The sequence below is a fragment of the Aquiflexum gelatinilyticum genome (assembly GCF_024741135.1).
In the GTDB taxonomy this organism is placed as follows: domain Bacteria; phylum Bacteroidota; class Bacteroidia; order Cytophagales; family Cyclobacteriaceae; genus Cognataquiflexum; species Cognataquiflexum gelatinilyticum.
In genome coordinates, this window is the sequence record NZ_JANSUY010000010.1 from 136,828 (window position 1) to 156,110 (window position 19,283).

Here is a 19,283-nt window from a genome sequence, read left to right on the forward strand (position 1 = left end):
AATCCTCTCCGGTGGTTGATTTTTTGTGCTTATCGGACAGCGTTTTCCAAAGTCGCCAAATAAATATATTTCTGTTCTCTCGCCTGTATCCCTTTTTCTGCCGCAGCACGCTGTTCTGCAGTAGATTCCATATCCTCATATTCTTGGGCATTGAAAAATTGTAAATAGTCTTTATACATGTTCATGGTCAAGTGGGTATATTTTGCTTCACTTCCAAAAGGCAATGCAGTCCTGAGTAGACTCCAACTACCCATCAATCCCTTTTCAATCCTATTTTGATGTATTTTTAGAAAGACTTCCTTCTCTGCTTTTTCATACTCTTGGAATTTCCCTTCCACTGCTTTCATCATATCAAAAGAAGCCAATGAACCTTTCTTGAGATGAAAGCTGTCTCTCGTTCTTGCAATTTCCTGCATGTAAGCTCTTTGAGCCAAATCCCGGCTACTTATAGCTGCATTGAATTTTTCAACTACCTGTTTTTCGGTGAGGTGGGGATATGCCACCATTGCATATTTGACCATGTCTTCATCCTGAAGCCCGGTCATCATATTCACGGGGTTATCAAAATATGTGATAGTAATGTATTGGAATTCAGTTGGGTCCGCACCTGATTGTAAAGCCCAAAAGTCCCATCCCTTTATCTTTTTATCATTGACAGCAGCCATGTATATTTTTTCCATAAAATCTTTGAATTCAATGAAATCATAAGTTTGGTTCGATTCCACTTTGATAAATTCAAATACCAGATACGTCGGTTCTTGGGCTTTTGCCATTGATATGGCCATAATCCCCATAAACAAGAAAATGCTTAATTTTTTCATAGTATTATAATTTTGGGATTGAAGACTTAATGATAAGTATTTGATAAAATTTAGGAATTAAATTTTGAAAATGATAATTTTTACTGCTGTTTTTTTCTATCATTTATTAAATTGGTAAAATATTATCCAGTTAGGGAATAATTACCAAGATAAATCATTCTTGGCAATATGGATTAGGAATAAAAAACTGATATTATTACATTTTGGTACAAATTGGAATTATATGAAATTTTCAAGAAGAGATTGGTTAAGAAGTGCGTCATTGGCTAGTGGTGCTGCATTGCTTACAGGCACAGGAGCATTCAGTACACTTTCTGCAGAAGAAATCCGCAAATTCAACCCACGGCCATTGGACAACCCCATCAGGTTGGGATCGAATGAAAACCCATATGGACCTTCCCAAAAAGTGAGGAAAGCCATGATTGATGCTTTCGATGTCAGCTGCAGATACCCTTGGTCATATAATGCTCCTCTTGTAGAAATGATTGCAAAAAAAGAAGGAGTGACTCCTGACCATATTGTGTTGGTGGCAGGTTCTACCGAAGGACTTAAAATCACAGGCATTACCTATGCAGGCAAAGGCGATGAGGTAATTTCTGGATTGCCTACATTTTTGTCATTGATGACTTATGCTGAAACCTGGGGTGCAGAAATCAATTGGGTTCCACTTGACAAGGACTTGAATTATGACCTCAAAGAAATTGAAAAGAGGGTTTCACCCAAGACCAAGCTGGTATTCTTATGTAACCCAAACAATCCAACAGGAAAATTGCTGCCTGCAAACGAGGTTTTGGATTTTTGTGAAACTGTAAGCAAAAAAACAATGGTATTCAGTGATGAAGCTTATTGTGATTATATTGAGGATCCAAATTATCCATCTATGGTGAAGCTGGTGAAGGAAGGAAAGAATATAATTGTATCCAAAACCCTATCTAAAGTATATGGACTAGCAGGAATCAGACTTGGGTATTTGGTTGCAAGGCCTGATATTGCCAAAAAGCTCTCCGAACGAGTGGTTGCAAATACAAACATCATGGCAATTGAGGCAGGAAAAACTGCTTTGGAAGAAACAGAATTCTATCAATTCAGTCTTCAAAAAAATCTTGAAGCAAGAAAAATGATAGAAACAACCTTGGACGAATTGAAATTGCCATATCTCCCCTCCCAAGCAAATTTTGTTTTCTTTCATGCAAATCAAGATGCAAAAGAGCTGGCCAAAACGATGCTTTCCAAAGGTGTCATAGTGGGAAGACCATTTCCGCCATTGAATGATTGGTGTAGAGTAAGTACCGGAACTCTTGAAGAGGTGGCATATTTCAACAAGGTATTGAAAGAAACTTTGGGTTAAGGATAACAGATGATCGACTTTAACTTAAGACTTGAAAATGGGTCTGTATTATTAAGGCCATTGGAGGAGGCAGACTTGCCTCCTTTGCTGGTTTTATCTTCCAATCCCGAAATGTGGCGGTTTTTTACACATGACCTTTCAACTATGGATGGGTTATCAGAATGGGCAAGGCCTGCATTTGAAAAACAACGTCTTCAATTTGCTATCATCGAAAAAAAATCTGGAAACCTTATTGGGTCTACTGCCCTTGGAAATATCTCGGAAAGAGATAGCCGGATGGAAATCGGATGGACTTGGCTTGGGGTAAGTTATCATGGAACCGGTTTGAATTCTGTTGTGAAAAAGCTCCTTTTAACATATTGTTTTGAGAAAATCGGTTTAGAACGTGTCGAATTCAAAACAGATGTATTGAATGTTCAGGCCAGAAAAGCGCTTAAGAATATTGGTGCTATTGAAGAAGGGGTACTTAGGAGCCATACATTGATGACTAGTGATAGACGCCGAGATACGATTTATTACAGCATTTTGAAACAAGAATGGGAATATGTCAAAAGAGAAAATGATTGGTAATTGTTATTTTTAAATAAAGGTCTGATTTTTGCTTTTGGAAAAATAAAATTATCTCACTTTACTATGAATTTATATAAATTTTTGGCCTCCAGAACTCTTATTTTCTTAGCAATTTTAGTAGGGTTTTCTGCATGCACTATTACAGATACCGGAGAAGATCCATTTGCAGCATTCAGCAACTTTGACCTAGGGGAGAATCGGATTGAATTTAAATCAGCCAAACTAACCATCACCGGCCCGGTAAATTTCTCTGGAGAAGGTTCCCATGTTTGGGCAAAACTTGATTTATCAACAGATGTCAATTTTTCAATTCCATATATTCCCAATTCAACAATTATGTCAATAGGGATTTATTCTGTTTCCAATGGGAAAACATTACCTGACTTTCCTCTTCAAAGTGGCGAATATGCTGTTTTTCCGTCCTCGGGAATTTCGGATCCAAAAATTATCCCAGCTTTAGAAGGTAAAAATTTTGCATTTGGACCTTTAATCAGCCAAAACTATTTTCCTGATGAATTGGCTTTTCAAAGCCTATCGGATGCCCAAGATGGGAAAATCACCATTCAATTTGATATGGAAAAAAACATGTTAAAAATAACCCATGATTGGGTTACTAAAGATGGGGTGAAGGCTACTGGAACCAATAACCTCCCCCTCAATCTTTCTTCTTTTAATCCTTGATTATACAGTCGGCAATTTCCAGCCGTTGTGGTAATTGGCTTTCATCAAGGCATTCGCTTCAGGATCGGTAAATTGTCCTTTGTTAGCATCCCAATACACTTTCTTGCCTGTTTTGTACGCAATATTTCCCATTTGGGCATTGATAGCAGCAATACTTCCTGTCTCAATTCCACAGGTCAATTTAGAGGCATCGTTTTCAATTATTGAACTTACAAAACCTTTGGCATGGATTTCAAGTGCATTTCCGTTTGGTTTTATCAATTGGATTTCTTCAATTTTATTGACCCTTTTTCCATCCTTGTTTTCAGTTTCAGGAATTACTTTCCATCCTCCCCTATTGACTACCAAAGTTGCATTATTGCCAATAAAAGCAATGCCTTCTGTAGTTCCGTAGTTACCTCCATCTATACCAGTGGCATGTTCCCACAGCATATTGAATCCATCGTATTCATAGACAGTCTGTAAGGTATCAGGGGTTTCGGAAGCATCATCCGGATAGGCAAACTTGCCGCCAGATGCCATTACTGATTTTGGGGCAGTGACTCCCATTGCAAAAAGGGCAATGTCAATTTCATGAACTCCCCAATCCGTCATCAGGCCACCTGCATAATCCCAGAACCACCTGAAATTGAAATGGAATCTATTTTCATTAAATGGACGCTTCGGTGCCGGACCTAACCACATATCATAATCTACTCCCTGAGGAACAGGTCCATTTGGCTTAACCGGAACAGGCTTCATCCAACCCTGATAAGCCCATGTCTTTACCAATCTGATCTGACCCAATTTTCCTGACTTCACATAAGCAATAGCTTCCGCATATTGGGAACCGCTTCTTTGCCATTGCCCAACCTGAACCATTTTTCCATAACGTTGCTTGGCTTTAACCATCAGGTTACATTCTTCTATGGTATTTGCAATTGGCTTTTCGACGTAAACATGTTTTCCTGCTGAAAGACTGTCCACCATCGTTAAGCAATGCCAATGGTCAGGCGTACCGATGATCACCGCATCAATATCCTTATTTTCAAGCATTTTGCGGTAGTCCTTGTATACCTGAGGTTTTTTGCCTCTCTGTTTGTTGACATCCTCTGACCTTTGGTCAAGCACACTTTGGTCTATGTCTGCAATGGCCACACAATTGACGTTCGGCATTTTGAGATGGGCGTTCATGTTAGACCATCCCATACCTTTACATCCGATTACTGCAAAATTCAATTGGTCAGAAGGAGCAATTTTTTTGGTAAGGGCTGACAGAGAATCAGCATGGATCATTCCCGGCATACTTAAGCCTGCTGATAGCAAGATGCCGTTTTGGATGAATTTTCTTCTTGAATTCATGTTTTTCTTTTGGTTATTTATTTGTGGGTAGATGGATTGACATTCAATTTATTAAGTCGAATTCCCTTTGGAATTTAAACATATCAAATGAAATATAGAACATATGCCATAGACCAAAAAGCCGATGGTATAAATGTGTATAAATTTGCTTTGTGATGGTCAATTTCCTACGCTAAAGGAATCAGTTCAAAAGTATCTTTGGATAATTGAAATCGGTATTTAGATTTTTACTTATACCAAATCTAAATTTCTGAAAATATCCCATTTCAAGAACCATATCTTTCCAAATCAGTTAAGTTTGTATAAAATGAAATCATTATGAAAGCAAAAGAAATCGTAACGCTACAGCGTTCTTTGTTACTTGATACAGAAAAATTGTTGAACCAGCAGATAGAAATGGAAGGAAAATCTTCTGCCTATTATCTTTCAATGGCTTCTTGGTGCCACATGATGGGATATGAAAACGCATCCCAATACCTCTATGTCCATGCTGATGAGGAGAGAATGCACATGATGAAAATCTTTCATTATGTAAACGAGGCCGGTGGACACGCCATCCAACCTGAAATTACCGGAATCAGACACCATTTCAATTCTTTGCGAGAGGTGTTTGAACTTATTCTTGAGCATGAAATCAAAGTGACCAAATCGATCAATTCTATTGTAGACCACGCCTTTGGGATCAAGGATTTTGCTACTTTCAGCTTTATGCAATGGTATGTTACCGAACAAAGGGAAGAAGAGACTTTGGCCCGAAGAGCTTTGGAATTGTTTGACATCATCGGCGAGGAGGGAATTGGCCTTTGGACCATCGATCAAGAACTCGGTAAACTTCACGGAAAAGCTGCTGCGGCATCTGCTTCAAAAGCACAATAACAATATCAAAAAGGGAAAAGCGCCACCTGCACTTTTCCCTTTCTTTTTAATTTAGAATTTCAATTTCTGCTTTTTGATTCTTTCATTTCTTTGTCAGGTTTGAAATAAAATCCTAACATTCTTTCCGAAATAACTTCCTCTTTTGGAGGTAAGGTGTGAAACATCCAATCCCAGATAATTGTACTGAATGAAAATCCTTTGTCAGGATATTTTCCATGGTGGTGAATGTGGGCCTTTTGGACTTTGGGAAAAATATAGCGTCCCCACTTTTTGTGTAGCATGATGTGCATTAGGCTGTATAATGTTAGGCCAACATAAAAGCCTAGAAACAAAGTAAAATAATTGTTCCAAATCAAGGCAAAGTAAAATATCCAAATCCCACCCACAAATAAGATGGATCTTTGGGTTCCGTCAATTTTTATTTCCTGAGGATGCTTGTGGTGGTTCATGTGCATGTCGTAGATCTTACTATTGACATTCCTGAAGTGGTTGTGCATCCAAAACCTATGGAGAAAATACTCGGTAAAAGTCCATCCGAGCCAACCCGTGACCAATAGAAACAAAAACTTGAATGTGGACGAGGTGGTCAATCCTGCTCCCAAAACCAATACAGTGGCGATGATAGCGAATACCATGATGCAACTGATGGCTGCTTGAAGTTCTTTTCTTTTTTCTGAGGAGATTTTTTGAGTTTCCATCTTTTTTTGCATTTATGTGAATGAAAAATTCAAGAATGGCGGCTTGTCAAATAAGTACCTGACAAACTGTTTTTTCTTATCATGCCACCAAATTACCTGAGACTTCTACCATTGGCGAATTGAAAAAAAACGTGCCGATGGCCTGATTTGTAATTATTCAGAAAACCACTGGAAGGAAAAGCCCACTTTATTAAAAATTGAAAAAACCACGTCAGTTCGGGCTGACTTTGGATATTTCACACAAAAGTTTTATTCAAATTGGGATTTTGAATAAAAATCAAAAATTAAACTTCATACCTGACTAAAAAAAATTTAAAAAAATCAAAAGCTTGATCCATAAAATCAAATTTGAATAAATCTATTGATCCTAATCCGATCCGATAATGCATAAATTTTTCTTATAATAATCATACTTATTTTTTACAATCATTTTTACTTCTATAATTACACTTTTTTCTTTAGGAATATTCTGTGTACTTCTTTAAATTAGTCAATAACCTATTATTTCCTCAGCCACAACAAAATATTATTCTGATTAATTTAATTCCAATCAAAGAGATATTTTATAAGAAAACAATCAATTCACCACTTTTAATATTGTTATGGGCAATTCAGAAATTCAGGTTCAGTTTTTCCATCATGTAAGAAACCTTCTCCCTCCTTACAAATCCCTTGTAGATGAAGTCTCGGACTTATTGGAAATCAGCAATGATTCTGCCTACCGAAGGATCCGCGGTGAAAAGTTTATTGACCTGGAAGAAATCAAAAAAATCAGCCAACATTTTAATATTTCCCTTGATCAGGTTTTTAATCTTCAGACCAATGCCATAGTCTTCCACGGCAAACTGAATTCATTTACCAAAGACAGTTTTGACGATTGGTTTGAGGACGTCCTGAAGCAAATACAAATGTTTCATATCCAAAAAAAGAAACACATGTATTACCTGGTAAAAGACCTGCCTCCCTTCTACCACTTATATTTTCCTGAATTGGCCTCGTTTAAATTCTTTTTCTGGATGAAATCCATCCTCCATAATGAAAGTCTGAAGAATGAGAAATTCTCTTTCAATAACCTACTCTATTATAAGCTCAAAGACACGAGTACCAAAATGATCAATTTGTTCAATCAGATTCCGACAACGGAGATTTGGAATGAAGAAGGCATCAATGTCACCATTCGGCAGATTGAATTGTACAATGATATGGGTTTGATTCCTTCCCAGAAAGAATTGAAAATCTTGTTTGAGCAATTATTGGATGTTGTCAACCACCTCGAAAAAATGGCGGAATTCGGATTGAAATTTCCAATGGGAAAAGAACCCACAGCTGAGAGTGCGCCTTATACCATGTATGTCAATGACTTTGTCATCGGTGACAATACCATCATTGCTGAGTTAGACAATGTACAGATTACTTACCTCAACCATAGTGTGATGTACTTTATTGGTTCTATGGATCCCAAATTCAATGAAGCCATGTTTTACAATCTCCATAACCTGATCAAAAAATCAACCATGGTCAGTACTGTGGGTGAAAAAGAAAGGATCAGATTTTTTAATAAACTGAGGAAAAAAATTGAAATCAAATTGGCAGCAATTGAGGAATGAGTTGGAGGATATTAATTCATTTATCCCAATATTTTAATTTTGGGCCTTTCGTAAAAAGGAAGGGATAACCTTCCTCTTTCCAAAGAATTTCTTGGTTAAATTAATTAGGCATTTTTTTAACAATCTTTTGATGTGATCAACCTTAAACTGAACTCAAATTTTCTTACATTTTGGATTCAATATTTTTAAAAAACAAAAAATCTAAACAAAAAGAAAATGGAATCAGTACTTAAAAAAAGCAGATTTATGATCAAAAACTGGTGGCTTCCACTGTTGGTTGGTATTTTATTCATCCTAGTCGGAGCTTGGACCATTTCCACTCCTGTCAAAAGCTACATGAGTCTTGCTATCATTTTTGCTTCTTTTATGTTTGTTTCAGGGATATTTCAATTGATATTTTCCATCAATAATAGGAATGAAATCGACGATTGGGGATGGCATTTTGCCGGGGCTATGTTTGATTTTGTAGTAGGGGCAATCCTATTTTTTAACCCGGCAATCACCATGGCCGTACTACCGTTCATCATTGCATTTTATTTCATGTTCAAGGGCTTTGCCACTTTCGGTTTTGCTTTTGATATGAAAAAGTATGGTTCTGAAGGTTGGGGATGGTTGTTGGCAAGCGGTTCCCTATCCATCATATTTTCATTGATGATTTTATTCAATCCAACATTAGGAGGATTAACCATCGTTTTTTTTACTGCTTTGGCATTTTTCTCCCTTGGCTTATTCAATATTACATTGGCATTTGCGCTTAAGAAAATCAAAGAAAAAGGAGCAGACGCCAAAGAGCTTTTACATAACTTAAAAAATAAAATTTCCTAAATATCGGCATTTTCAAGCATTTTCTTTGAAAGAGCAAGGTCTTCGGTGCCTTAAATGTAAGGTGTCTAAAGATCGAAATCTTACATAGGAAACAAGTAACTTTGGCTAAAGGGTTTTTTCTTGCCAGGTCTGACATATATTTTTTAACCTCTTTTCCCGCACCTAGAAGGGCCAAAGAGAGAAGATTGGCTTGTATCCTTCGATATGCAATACGTGCTTCATACAGTGCACTATTTTTGGGTATGGTCTTTGCCCTCTATATTGAAAATAGTTTTCTGCTAAAAAAAAGGCAATTCTATTTGATTTTTCCTCGGCTATGTTTTTTGTTGGTTGGCTTAGAATTTTTCCAATTGAATCAACCAGCCCAAATCAAGAATGATAATCATAGATGAGCCAAACAAAAGTCATGAAATCAAAGGTGATCTATTTTTAAATTGATATAATCAAAAATCACAATATAAATCAGAACTCAACTACCTAAATATGAATAAGGAAACCAGCGTATTAAATATCAAACATACCGCCTTCAAAAAGGCTTTATTGGAAGCGGCTATAAACAAGCATCAATCTGTGATTGATGATTTCCAAAACAGCATTAGGGAAATGATAGGCAGCGAAAACGAAGCAAATCAAGCAGAACCTGACCTTTCCCAACAAGGTTTCAATTCAGAGCAGATTCATAGGGCAAATGCTGTGGGAGACCAAGTCAGCTTTGCCAACAGAGAAATGGAAATTCTTCAAAACATGCTTCCTACTATTGAAGATATCAATGACACAGTAAAATTGGGGAGCGTTGTGGTGACAGACAAGGACATTTTCTTTGTATCAACAAGTATCGAAAGAATGAAAGTCAATGGTTATTCAGTTTTTGGATTATCAACCGAAAGCCCAATATACCAAGTCATGAAAGGCAAAAAACAAGGAGAATCCTTCTCTTTCAAAGTTACCCAATACAGAATAAAGGAGATTTTTTGACATTCAATTTGATCAGAAAAAAGCAGGATTGAATCAAAACCTTAAAACGGTTTGCAAAAAAATGGGGAGGGATGAAATCCCCTCCCCTATCTTATTTTTCTATGATTTTGATTGAATCAATTTCCACCGGAACCGATTTGACCTTCCAAATCTCGTCACAATATTCTTTGATACTCCTGTCACTGGAAAATTTTCCCATTCTTGCTGTATTCAAAATGGACATTTTTGCCCACATTTCTTTATGCTTGAATGCTTCTGCTGCTTTTTCCTGTGCTTCAATGTAAGATTGAAAATCAGCAAATAATAAATACTGATCATCATACATCAAAGAATCAGTCAATTCCTTGAAAGTATTCACATCCAAATGAGAAAAATAACCTGAATTAATTTGATCGATGGCTTCTTTTAAAACTGCATTGGATTCATAATATTCTTTTGACTTATACCCGGCTGCTTTGGTTTGAGCCACTTCATCTGCAGTCAATCCAAAAAGAAAGAAGTTCTCCTCCCCTACACATTCTCTGATTTCCACATTTGCCCCGTCCAATGTTCCGATAGTCAATGCACCATTCAGTGAAAGCTTCATATTTCCGGTTCCTGATGCTTCCTTTCCTGCCGTAGAAATCTGCTCAGAAAGATCCGCAGCCGGATAAATCTTTTGTGCGTTGGTGACATTGTAGTTTGGATAAAAAACCACTTTAAGCCTTCCTCTTACATCCGGATCGTTATTCACAACTTCCCCAACCGAGTTGATTAATTTGATGATCAATTTGGCTTTGCGATATCCAGGTGCTGATTTTCCGGCAAAAATAAAAGTGCGCGGCACTATTTCCAGGTCCGGATTTTTCTTGATCCGGTTGTATAAGGCTATCACATGGAGTACATTCAGATGCTGTCTTTTGTATTCATGGATACGTTTGACCTGTATATCAAACATAGACTCGGGATCAACTTTAACCCCTAACCTTTTCTGAATTTTCTTTGCAAGGGCTTTTTTCTGATCCAATTTGACTTTCATCCAAGCTTGTTGGAATTCTGGATCATCGGCATATTTTTCCAATCCTCTCAATTCTTCCAAATCTTTGATCCATCCTTCACCGATTTTTTCGGAAATAAGTTTTGTCAAATTTGGATTGCTTAATACTATCCATCTTCTCGGTGTAACCCCATTGGTTTTATTGCTGAATTTTTCGGGTGAAAGTTCATACCAATCATGCAATACTGTTTTCTTCAATAAATCAGAATGCAAGGCTGCCACACCATTGATAGCATGGCTTCCAAGGCAAGCAAGATTTGCCATCCTGACATGTTTTCTTTTTCCCTCCCCAATTAGGGAAAGGTTACTTATTTTTTGATTGTCTCCAAAAAATCTCACCGTGACAAAATCCAAGAACCTTCTATTGATTTCATAGATCAGCTCAAGATGTCGTGGCAATACAGAACCAAACAATTCCAAATCCCAAGTTTCCAATGCTTCAGGAAGCAAGGTGTGGTTTGTATAGGCAAAAGTCTTGGTGGTAATATTCCAAGAGGTATCCCAATCCAACAAATGCTCATCCATCAATAGGCGCATCAGTTCCACAACTCCGATTGCCGGATGTGTGTCATTCAACTGAACAGCGAATTTTTTATCAAAGTCTTCAATTTTTTCACCTTGGTTTAGGTGAATGTTGATCATATCCTGTAATGAACATGACACAAAAAAGTATTGCTGCTGCAATCTCAGGATTTTTCCTTCCCGCTGCTCGTCATTGGGATAAAGAACTTTACTGATATTTTCACAGATGATTTTTTGGTTTACCGCATTGTTGTACTCACCTGCATTAAACGACTGAAAATCAAAGGAATGAGGCGCTTCAGATTTCCAAAGCCTTAAAGTGTTTGCTGTGTTGACTTTGTATCCCAAAATAGGGGTATCATAAGCGACACCTTTCACCACAAGCTCAGGAATCCAATTGCTGCAGAACTTGCCACTACGGTCAATGTAATGCTGGATGTGACCACCAAGTTTTACATCATGGCTTAATTCCCTTCTTGCGATTTCCCAAGGATTTCCCCTTCTAAGCCAGTTATCGGTATCCTCTACCTGCCAACCATCTCTAATATCCTGCTCAAAAATACCAAATTGATATCTGATCCCATATCCAATAGCAGGGACTTCCAAAGTAGCCAATGAATCCATATAACAAGCTGCAAGCCTTCCCAATCCACCATTTCCAAGTCCTGGCTCAACTTCCTTTTCAATCAGCCAATCCAAGTTGAGGCCAAGTTCTTCACAGGCCTGCTCCACCTCTTTATAAATTCCAAGATTAATCAGGTTATTTGCGAGGTGCGGTCCCAATAGATATTCTGCAGAAAGATACGACACAACCCTTTCTTTTCCCTGAATATACTGCTTCACTGAAGCTACCCAACGCTGAAGCAACCTGTCCCTGACAGCATATGCCAAAGCCATGTAATAATCATTTCTAGTTGCGATTTCAGGATATTTGGCTTGTACATAAAAAAGATTATTGGAAATCGCCTTTTTTAAAGTCTCAACAGACAGTCCTGTCCGAGAATCTTCCCTTTCGGTATATTGATGGGAACCTGAAGTATTTGATTTGTTTTCAGTACCGGATTCTTTTTCTGTGCTTTTGATATTCTTTTTCATCTATGTTTTCAGTTGATAAAGGCTTTTGAAGGCCGAAAGTTAATCAAAACAAAAGTCAATCAAAATTATAGACAAGGTCAGAAATCAAACTAATCTGCTCCTTTTTGTCCAAAATTGAAATAAAACAACAAACTATAATTGTCCCAGTCTCATTTTGATTGTATCTTGCAAAGTCATTAAATAGCCAAATTCAAATGATTTTCAAACATGTAAATGCGTTATTTGTTTTGCTTTCCCTCCTTACAATTTGTTTTTCGGGATGTAAGAATAATACAAAACAAGATGATCTGATTGTAGATGATGCCATGTTTGAGACTGTAGAATCAGTTGGAGATGACGGACATAACTCCAGTAATTCACTTGATTTTTTTGGAACATATAAAGGGATCATTCCCTGTGCGGATTGTGAGGGGATTGAAATCGTAATAGAGTTGGGAACAGGCAATTCCTACTCAAAGAAATCCACTTACCTTGGAAAAGAAAATCAAAATGTAATTGAATCATCAGGGACCTTTACATGGAATGAAGCCGGAAACACAATAACTTTGACAGGTGAGGCTATTCCCAATCAATACTTTGTAGGAGAAAACATTCTTTTCCACCTCGATGTGGAAGGGAATAGAATTACCGGAGATTTAGCAGAAAAATATCAGTTAATTAAGCAATAATAAACATAAAATCCTTTATCACAAACAACTACTCAAATATGAAAAAAACCTTAGTCTTCGCTTTCCTAATCCTGGCCGCAGCATGTTCTCCTGCCACTAAAATCACAAGGTCATGGACAAGCCCGGATAAATATCAAGGCGGATACAATAACCTTTATGTTGCAGCCATAATTGGTGATGTGACCAAAAGACAAACTATAGAAGATGATGTCAGGACAAAACTATCCTCACTTGGTATCAGGTCAACTACGAGTAGTGCGACTATCCGTCCCAACTTTTGGATGAGTACAGACTTGGATAAAAATGCCATGATGAATGTCGTGAACCAAAACGGGCAGGACGGCATCATGACCATGACCTTGATAGATGTACAGGATGAGCAGCGATATATTCCAGGTGCCATGATGATGGGCGGTCCGATGATGATGGGTGGTCCGGGATGGGGAATGCATGGAAATTTTGGCGGATTTTGGGGAATGAACCATGGCATGATGATGACCCCGGGACATATTGTCAATGACAGAAGGTACTTTATTGAAATCAATATCTACGATGTCAAGTCGGAATTATTGGTTTGGTCAGCGCAATCCAAGACCCTTAACCCGACATCCATGGAGAAATTCTCCTCCGAATTTGCCCAAGTAGTTTTGGAAAGAATGCTCGAAGAAGGAGTAATCAGGAAACAATAGAATTCACAAAGTGAATTTAAATCCCGGTTAAGGTGGCGAAACCCCTTCAACCGGGATTTTTATTTATATGCTGATTTGCTTTAGTCAGGTTCAATCAACATGATCTCCCGGGAATTCAACAAATGGAGATTCACTTTTTTTGATAGCCCTCAGGTTAATTGTCAGCCAAAACACCATACCGTGATTCAACCTTGCAATGACAGGGCTGACATTGATATACCTGACAATATATCCTACGGAATAGGTAATTGGACCTGAATTAAGCCCCATTATCAAATGAGTCCGGTGCTCATGTCTAACTCCATTGGGTCCTGAACCTGTTGTAAAAAGTGCTTCATTCAATAGACTTGTGGCCAAAACAGTTTTTTCACTGATGACATTTCCCCAATTATACCGAAGTGCATTGTTGAATCTCCACCTGTGGTTAAACGAAAAACCGTCTCCCGGCATGCCTGATTCAATATTCTGAATAAATCGGGCATCATAACGGAACCTAAAACTAGTACTTAACTTTTTTGTGGAAGGTATCCTAAAGATGGTTTGCATCCAAGGTCTATGTTCTGTTCGGATCAGTCTCCCTTCAGAGAGTGGTGTGGTAAGACGCAGCCAACTGTATCCTGCTGTGGTGACAACATTGTCCCTTTTGTTGTGGTAGGTCATCCCTGTCCGGTAAATAAAAAAAGTCTCATCCACAAAATGTGCATCATTCCAAACAGACCATTTTTCAGATACCCTCACGGAAGTCATCACACCCCACCAAGTTTCATAATTGTATTGAAATTGCTGCTGCGCTGAAACAATAGAAAAAGTAGATAAAAAGGAATACAGTAAAAGAAAAATTACTTTCTTGAAATTAAGCATGACACAAAAATAAACAAAACCTCAATCTTTTATGGAAAATCCCATCACGGATTGAAGTTTTATCAATAAAATTAAATCAATTTATGTACCATTAATCTATCTCCAAAATGCATGAAATCAAAATATTGATTTGGAAAAGGATGGTGTTTTCAAATAAATTTATCCCCTTCCTTTCTCCTTTTTCATCATAAAATCCAATTGATAATAACTATATACTTTCTCTTGTGCCTATATTTGACCTCACATTATAACTATGCATTCAATCAAGAGAATACTTTTTATCCATTATTTCCTGTTTTTAGGGGTATTATTCTTAGGCCCACAATCTGTGATGGCCCAAGTGGAGTCCGATGAGCGTCCCTTATCCGTAAGTCAGGAAGGGATAGGTTTCAAAAAGGATTCCGTTTTTCTTTTGAATCTTCGGTTTAGGATGCAAAACAGGTTTGGGTATTTCAGTACCATGGACAACATCGATAAACCGGGCATAGAGGCTGTAGTGAGAAGACTCCGCTTGCGCTTCGACGGATATGTTCTCAATTCTAAAATCGGGTACTATATACAGCTTTCCTTTTCAAGGAGCGATCAGGACCTTGTCTCAGGCAATGTGTCTCAGATCGTCAGAGATGCTATGGTATATTACAATGTGAGTAAAAAACTATACTTTGGATTTGGACAAAGTAAATTGCCGGGTAACAGAGAACGGGTGATTTCATCAGGGAATCTGCAATTACCTGACCGTAGTATTGCCAATTCAACCTTCACCATTGACAGGGATTTTGGATTTTTTGCCTACAGTACAATCAATTCAGGGCCTAAGCATACTGTATTTTTAAAAGGTGCGGTAACAAGCGGTGAGGGACGCGGACAATTGGTTTCTCCCGGCGGGCTTAGCTACACAATAAGGGCCGAATATCTGCCGTTCGGGGTTTTTAAGAATGTTGGTGATTATTCTCAGGGAGATCTGGAATTTGAAGAAAAGCCCAAACTTTCAATTGGCACATCCTATAACTTTAACGATGGGACAAACCGGGCCGGAGGTCAACTTGGAAGCATTTTGCCCAATGCTGTAGACCTACAAACCTTCATTGCAGACCTGATGTTCAAGTATAATGGATGGGGCATCATGTCTGAATATTTTGACAGAAAGGCCGGTGGTTTTGAGTATACTGCCGACAATGCTTTGGCTATGAATAGGATTCCAAGGGGGACAGGTTTGAATATTCAGCTGAGTAGGATGCTCGGACGCAAACACGAGGTGGTAGCCAGGTATTCGATGGTAACCCCCGAAAAGGGTTTTGAATCCTACCAATACAAATTGCAAAACAAGGCATTGGGATACAACTACTACCTGAACAAGCACCGCGTCAAGTTTCAATATTATATCGGACTTGACAACAGGCAGCATCCCGGAGAAATTGCCGAATTAAGACATACATTCACCAACCGCCTAAATACCATGATTCAAATTGAATTGGGCATTTAGTAATCTCCCAATAGAAAATTAAATCATAAAAGTTTTGTCAGAAAAATTCCTTTTCAAAAGCAAAAGAATCAACAAAGTTTCATTTCGCTTCTTAAATTTTTTATCGGGAGGTCTTTACCAGGATCATCCATTAATGGATAGGAATTACTTTTCGGCATTAGGTCTAATCGAATTTGTTATAAAATGAACACAGTTAAAAAACCTACTTTTTTAAAATATCCCATTCCCTAAAAATCAAAAAACCTCAACCCAAAATGGAAAGTACCATTTAAGGCTGAGGTTTTTTATTAAGAATCAAGAATATATTGGCAACAGATTATTGTACCCGTACCAAAGGCTTTGGCTTCCAGGTGCCGTTGAAGGCTTCCGGTTTTGGCCAATACAGGCGATTCACGAAAAAGAACGGACCATTGGGAGCAGGCAGCCAATTGGATTCCATTTCCTTGCCCGGAGATTCGTATTGGATATACAGGGTAATGCTATTGTCAGCGTTGCGCTTCAGATCCGGCAGCATAGGAGAATTGATCAAATAGCGGTTGATCGGGTTTTCCAGCATCAGCCTAGAGGGCAATTCATACATGGTATAAGACCAAAAAGCATTCACCGGGGGCATTTCATTTTCTTGCATAGTTAGTGTGTACTTGTTGGTGGAGGCATTCAAAGGCTGTCCATCCGAATCTGTTTGGTAAATGGGGTAAAGTGCTTCTTCTTTTGAATTGCCATAAATGCCCAATACTGCCCCGGCCATACGGAGAAGATAATTGTTATTTAAATGCTCCCTGGTGCCAAACGCCTCTGCACTCCCGACTTTTCCGGTCATTATTTCTGCTTCATTATAGGCCGCAAATTCCTTCCAGGCATCCTGCATTCCAGCCGCCAAAGCTTCCTTGATTTCGGGAGTAAATGATTCGGGATCAAAAGTCTTGCCGGGTACCACACCGATTTTGGCGAAACGTTCGAAAAGCTCTTTTTCAGACTCATGGATGGCCCAGAACTGTGACCAGAAGTTTAATAAATTAAAATACATCAGGTTGGATTTCTGTTCCTCACTGTTGAGTGGCTTCACCCAGGTAATGGAAGCGGGTTGCGCAGGGGCCGCCTGCTTCTGATAGGCAGACAATGGCATCAATTCATAACCAGACTGGATCTTGATAACATTATCAATATCATCCGGTTCAAACAGCTGGGTGCGGATTAGCGCCATCACCATATTGGTTTCTGATCGGATAACCTCGTCGAAACCGACCGGGGCTTCCCCTTTCCAATCCGGCCCCGCAATCAGGTATTTGCCACCTTTATTACCTGTAGTCCGGCTGCCTATGTAAGCAAAATTGTGGGTAAATCCATCTATCAACTGCACAGAGAAGTAGCGGGTGTCTTCAATAGAGGGAATGATGATCACAATAGGCTCTCCCCTGAGGTCCAGTCCCGCCCAAGAATATGGGGTATCCGAATTGGCTGTTTGGACCGATCGGTCCTCATGGGTATAAACCTTTGGAATGTTCTTTAATTGGTTGAACGACACTTTGAATTCGGGATCATTTTGGTCCACGAAATAGGAATAGAAAATCCTGTAGTGATCCACCAATGGAAACCCATAGATGTATGCCTCTTTGGCAATGGCCCGAGCCTCTTCGGGTGTGACTGATTTTTCCTTTGGCGCACACTGGACTAATATCCACAGAGCCAAGACTGCAAAGGGTAAATAATTGATTTTCATAATCTTTGTTTGGATAAATTCTACTCCAAATTTAATTCAAATGGGTGCAGAACAGACATACTCCTTGCATGTTTTTAGCAAAACCATGCAAGAAGAAATATCAACATAGGGTGATGGAAATTCTTCCTTTTACTAAAAAAATCCCTTGTATATTTCTCTAAATATCCTTTTTAAAAAATATATCAGGGTCGAGCCATTTTTTCTAACTCAAACCTAAATTCCGAGGGAGAGACTCCGGTTACTTTTTTGAATGCCTTGGTAAAAGAATTTCTGTTGCTGAATCCGCACTCAGCCGCGACAGCTTCCAAAGTGAAATGATGCCATTCACCTTTTTCAAATTTGGATAGACAGTATCGGATTCGTTTTTGGTTGACATAGTCTACAAAGCCAAGTCCTTTAGAGGTGTTTAGGCTTTTGGAAATTTGATAGGCAGGCAAATTGATATCTCTCGAGAAATCATGGATGCTGTAGCCTGGTTTCAGAAAATGCATGTTCCCCTCCATTTGAGATTCAATGGTTTGCATCATTTCCTCCATTTTCTTCCCTTCCCCTTCTGTGATCGGCATTTTGATGATGACTTTAGAAGCCTTGGAATTTCCGTCAAATGTTCTTCCATACAGCAAAGAGGGGAAAAAAAACAACGAAATACTTGAAATCAACAACCAAATGACCGCAAATGAATTGGCAATGTGGTAAGTGGTCAATTGATCCAACCAAATGAGGCTAAGGTAGAAGGGAAACCACATAAAGAACTGACATCCCAAAAATATAAGCATCCAGTTTTTCCATACCTTGTTTTCGGTAGTGAATGAGGCAGTTTTTCGAAGCCACCTGACAAAAACCACCACCTGTGCCACCCAATAGGCACTCAATAAAAATGTTCTGAATTCCAGATGAAAACCCGGACCCAAATATTTGCTTTGATTAAACTTTCCGTAAACAGCCAAATTATTGATTTCTTGAAGAATCAATTCCTTTTTTTGCGCTGAAGACAGCCACAAAACGTCTCCTAAGTCAATCAAATAGATAATGAGTGGAATCGCATGTAATAAGTCGTACCATTTCCATTTGCGTTTGCGGGTATAAAAATCGGCATGAAGAAATGCCATTACGATGAAAATCATCACGAAAATATTTCCTGTTCTATAAAAAACAGGCCAATAAACAAGTAATTGGGAGATCAGGGAGAAACTGACCCAAATAGCCATGGAGACACTCAATTGGGCAATTCCTAAAGGCAAGTTGGCGGGATTGGTCTTGATTCCGAAATAAAAAATTACCGCGGCAGACACGATCCCAACGCCTACCGCAACAAGATGAACAAGGGTGATAATATCAAAACTGATTTCCATTATTATTGTATTCCCTGTTTATACTTTTCAGACGAATAACTCCCCAATTAATGAATATATAAACAATTTAAAAAGTCAATGAGATGAAATAATCAAGATCCAAAATAGGAATGAG

At 38.4% G+C, this 19,283-nt stretch carries 17 protein-coding genes; 10 read left to right on the plus strand and 7 right to left on the minus strand.

Annotated elements, in window-relative coordinates; all coding sequences use genetic code 11:
- Positions 1-29: 29 nt before the first annotated feature.
- Entirely contained in the window at positions 30-821 is a 792-nt protein-coding gene (locus NU887_RS12265) for a hypothetical protein (protein WP_258423674.1), read from the minus strand.
- A gap of 223 nt (positions 822-1,044) precedes the next feature.
- On the opposite strand from NU887_RS12265, the gene NU887_RS12270 reads away from it, so the two are divergent.
- The 3 genes from NU887_RS12270 (at position 1,045) to NU887_RS12280 (ending at position 3,420) form a co-directional block, all read left to right on the plus strand.
- Positions 1,045-2,169 carry a pyridoxal phosphate-dependent aminotransferase gene (locus tag NU887_RS12270; protein ID WP_258423675.1) on the plus strand — a complete coding sequence of 375 codons (1,125 nt, stop codon included), beginning with the start codon at positions 1,045-1,047 and terminating at the stop codon, positions 2,167-2,169.
- 9 nt (positions 2,170-2,178) lie between these two features.
- Positions 2,179-2,739 carry a GNAT family N-acetyltransferase gene (locus tag NU887_RS12275; protein ID WP_258423676.1) on the plus strand — a complete coding sequence of 187 codons (561 nt, stop codon included), beginning with the start codon at positions 2,179-2,181 and terminating at the stop codon, positions 2,737-2,739.
- Positions 2,740-2,802: 63 nt separating this feature from the next.
- Positions 2,803-3,420 (plus strand): hypothetical protein, encoded by a 618-nt coding sequence (locus NU887_RS12280; protein ID WP_258423677.1) that lies wholly within the window; start codon positions 2,803-2,805, stop codon positions 3,418-3,420.
- On the opposite strand, the gene NU887_RS12285 is transcribed toward NU887_RS12280, so the two are convergent.
- A complete protein-coding gene (locus NU887_RS12285; RefSeq protein ID WP_258423678.1) occupies positions 3,421-4,761 on the minus strand; it encodes a Gfo/Idh/MocA family protein in 1,341 nt (446 codons plus the stop codon). It lies immediately after the preceding gene.
- A 318-nt stretch (positions 4,762-5,079) separates the two neighbouring features.
- Here NU887_RS12285 and NU887_RS12290 point away from each other — a divergent pair, with 318 nt between their 5' ends.
- The gene (locus NU887_RS12290; RefSeq protein ID WP_258423679.1) at positions 5,080-5,637 is read left to right on the plus strand and encodes a ferritin; all 558 of its coding nucleotides are present in this window, start codon (positions 5,080-5,082) and stop codon (positions 5,635-5,637) included.
- A gap of 59 nt (positions 5,638-5,696) precedes the next feature.
- Here the strand turns inward: NU887_RS12290 and NU887_RS12295 are convergent, their stop codons facing one another.
- On the minus strand, positions 5,697-6,335 hold the full coding sequence (locus NU887_RS12295) for a sterol desaturase family protein (RefSeq protein ID WP_258423680.1): 639 nt from the start codon (positions 6,333-6,335) through the stop codon (positions 5,697-5,699).
- Between the two features lie 602 nt (positions 6,336-6,937).
- Between NU887_RS12295 and NU887_RS12300 the strand changes: the two genes are divergently transcribed.
- The 3 genes from NU887_RS12300 (at position 6,938) to NU887_RS12310 (ending at position 9,742) form a co-directional block, all read left to right on the plus strand.
- Entirely contained in the window at positions 6,938-7,942 is a 1,005-nt protein-coding gene (locus NU887_RS12300; RefSeq protein WP_258423681.1) for a helix-turn-helix domain-containing protein, read from the plus strand.
- 216 nt (positions 7,943-8,158) lie between these two features.
- The gene (locus tag NU887_RS12305; protein ID WP_258423682.1) at positions 8,159-8,767 is read left to right on the plus strand and encodes an HdeD family acid-resistance protein; all 609 of its coding nucleotides are present in this window, start codon (positions 8,159-8,161) and stop codon (positions 8,765-8,767) included.
- Between the two features lie 483 nt (positions 8,768-9,250).
- On the plus strand, positions 9,251-9,742 hold the full coding sequence (locus NU887_RS12310) for a hypothetical protein (RefSeq protein WP_258423683.1): 492 nt from the start codon (positions 9,251-9,253) through the stop codon (positions 9,740-9,742).
- 91 nt (positions 9,743-9,833) lie between these two features.
- Here the strand turns inward: NU887_RS12310 and NU887_RS12315 are convergent, their stop codons facing one another.
- Positions 9,834-12,395 (minus strand): glycogen/starch/alpha-glucan phosphorylase, encoded by a 2,562-nt coding sequence (locus tag NU887_RS12315; protein WP_258423684.1) that lies wholly within the window; start codon positions 12,393-12,395, stop codon positions 9,834-9,836.
- Between the two features lie 194 nt (positions 12,396-12,589).
- Between NU887_RS12315 and NU887_RS12320 the strand changes: the two genes are divergently transcribed.
- Together NU887_RS12320 and NU887_RS12325 are read left to right on the plus strand one after the other, a co-directional pair.
- Entirely contained in the window at positions 12,590-13,063 is a 474-nt protein-coding gene (locus NU887_RS12320; protein ID WP_258423685.1) for a copper resistance protein NlpE, read from the plus strand.
- Between the two features lie 38 nt (positions 13,064-13,101).
- Positions 13,102-13,752 carry a hypothetical protein gene (locus NU887_RS12325; RefSeq protein WP_258423686.1) on the plus strand — a complete coding sequence of 217 codons (651 nt, stop codon included), beginning with the start codon at positions 13,102-13,104 and terminating at the stop codon, positions 13,750-13,752.
- A gap of 90 nt (positions 13,753-13,842) precedes the next feature.
- Here NU887_RS12325 and NU887_RS12330 read toward each other — a convergent pair whose 3' ends face one another.
- The gene (locus NU887_RS12330; RefSeq protein WP_258423687.1) at positions 13,843-14,613 is read right to left on the minus strand and encodes a DUF2490 domain-containing protein; all 771 of its coding nucleotides are present in this window, start codon (positions 14,611-14,613) and stop codon (positions 13,843-13,845) included.
- 253 nt (positions 14,614-14,866) lie between these two features.
- On the opposite strand from NU887_RS12330, the gene NU887_RS12335 reads away from it, so the two are divergent.
- The gene (locus NU887_RS12335) at positions 14,867-16,096 is read left to right on the plus strand and encodes a porin (protein WP_258423688.1); all 1,230 of its coding nucleotides are present in this window, start codon (positions 14,867-14,869) and stop codon (positions 16,094-16,096) included.
- A gap of 316 nt (positions 16,097-16,412) precedes the next feature.
- Here the strand turns inward: NU887_RS12335 and NU887_RS12340 are convergent, their stop codons facing one another.
- Both NU887_RS12340 and NU887_RS12345 read right to left on the minus strand, forming a co-directional pair.
- Entirely contained in the window at positions 16,413-17,816 is a 1,404-nt protein-coding gene (locus NU887_RS12340) for a DUF1254 domain-containing protein (RefSeq protein WP_258423689.1), read from the minus strand.
- A gap of 182 nt (positions 17,817-17,998) precedes the next feature.
- Positions 17,999-19,168, minus strand: a complete 1,170-nt coding sequence (locus NU887_RS12345; RefSeq protein WP_258423690.1) for a helix-turn-helix domain-containing protein — start codon at positions 19,166-19,168, stop codon at positions 17,999-18,001.
- Positions 19,169-19,283: the final 115 nt, after the last annotated feature.

Bases quoted from the DNA above. Each gene is read 5' to 3' on its own strand.
- NU887_RS12265 (WP_258423674.1), bottom strand. From the start codon at position 821: ATGAAAAAATTAAGCATTTTCTTGTTTATGGGGATTATGGCCATATCA.
- NU887_RS12270 (WP_258423675.1), top strand. From the start codon at position 1,045: ATGAAATTTTCAAGAAGAGATTGGTTAAGAAGTGCGTCATTGGCTAGT.
- NU887_RS12275 (WP_258423676.1), top strand. From the start codon at position 2,179: ATGATCGACTTTAACTTAAGACTTGAAAATGGGTCTGTATTATTAAGG.
- NU887_RS12280 (WP_258423677.1), top strand. From the start codon at position 2,803: ATGAATTTATATAAATTTTTGGCCTCCAGAACTCTTATTTTCTTAGCA.
- NU887_RS12285 (WP_258423678.1), bottom strand. From the start codon at position 4,761: ATGAATTCAAGAAGAAAATTCATCCAAAACGGCATCTTGCTATCAGCA.
- NU887_RS12290 (WP_258423679.1), top strand. From the start codon at position 5,080: ATGAAAGCAAAAGAAATCGTAACGCTACAGCGTTCTTTGTTACTTGAT.
- NU887_RS12295 (WP_258423680.1), bottom strand. From the start codon at position 6,335: ATGGAAACTCAAAAAATCTCCTCAGAAAAAAGAAAAGAACTTCAAGCA.
- NU887_RS12300 (WP_258423681.1), top strand. From the start codon at position 6,938: ATGGGCAATTCAGAAATTCAGGTTCAGTTTTTCCATCATGTAAGAAAC.
- NU887_RS12305 (WP_258423682.1), top strand. From the start codon at position 8,159: ATGGAATCAGTACTTAAAAAAAGCAGATTTATGATCAAAAACTGGTGG.
- NU887_RS12310 (WP_258423683.1), top strand. From the start codon at position 9,251: ATGAATAAGGAAACCAGCGTATTAAATATCAAACATACCGCCTTCAAA.
- NU887_RS12315 (WP_258423684.1), bottom strand. From the start codon at position 12,395: ATGAAAAAGAATATCAAAAGCACAGAAAAAGAATCCGGTACTGAAAAC.
- NU887_RS12320 (WP_258423685.1), top strand. From the start codon at position 12,590: ATGATTTTCAAACATGTAAATGCGTTATTTGTTTTGCTTTCCCTCCTT.
- NU887_RS12325 (WP_258423686.1), top strand. From the start codon at position 13,102: ATGAAAAAAACCTTAGTCTTCGCTTTCCTAATCCTGGCCGCAGCATGT.
- NU887_RS12330 (WP_258423687.1), bottom strand. From the start codon at position 14,613: ATGCTTAATTTCAAGAAAGTAATTTTTCTTTTACTGTATTCCTTTTTA.
- NU887_RS12335 (WP_258423688.1), top strand. From the start codon at position 14,867: ATGCATTCAATCAAGAGAATACTTTTTATCCATTATTTCCTGTTTTTA.
- NU887_RS12340 (WP_258423689.1), bottom strand. From the start codon at position 17,816: ATGAAAATCAATTATTTACCCTTTGCAGTCTTGGCTCTGTGGATATTA.
- NU887_RS12345 (WP_258423690.1), bottom strand. From the start codon at position 19,168: ATGGAAATCAGTTTTGATATTATCACCCTTGTTCATCTTGTTGCGGTA.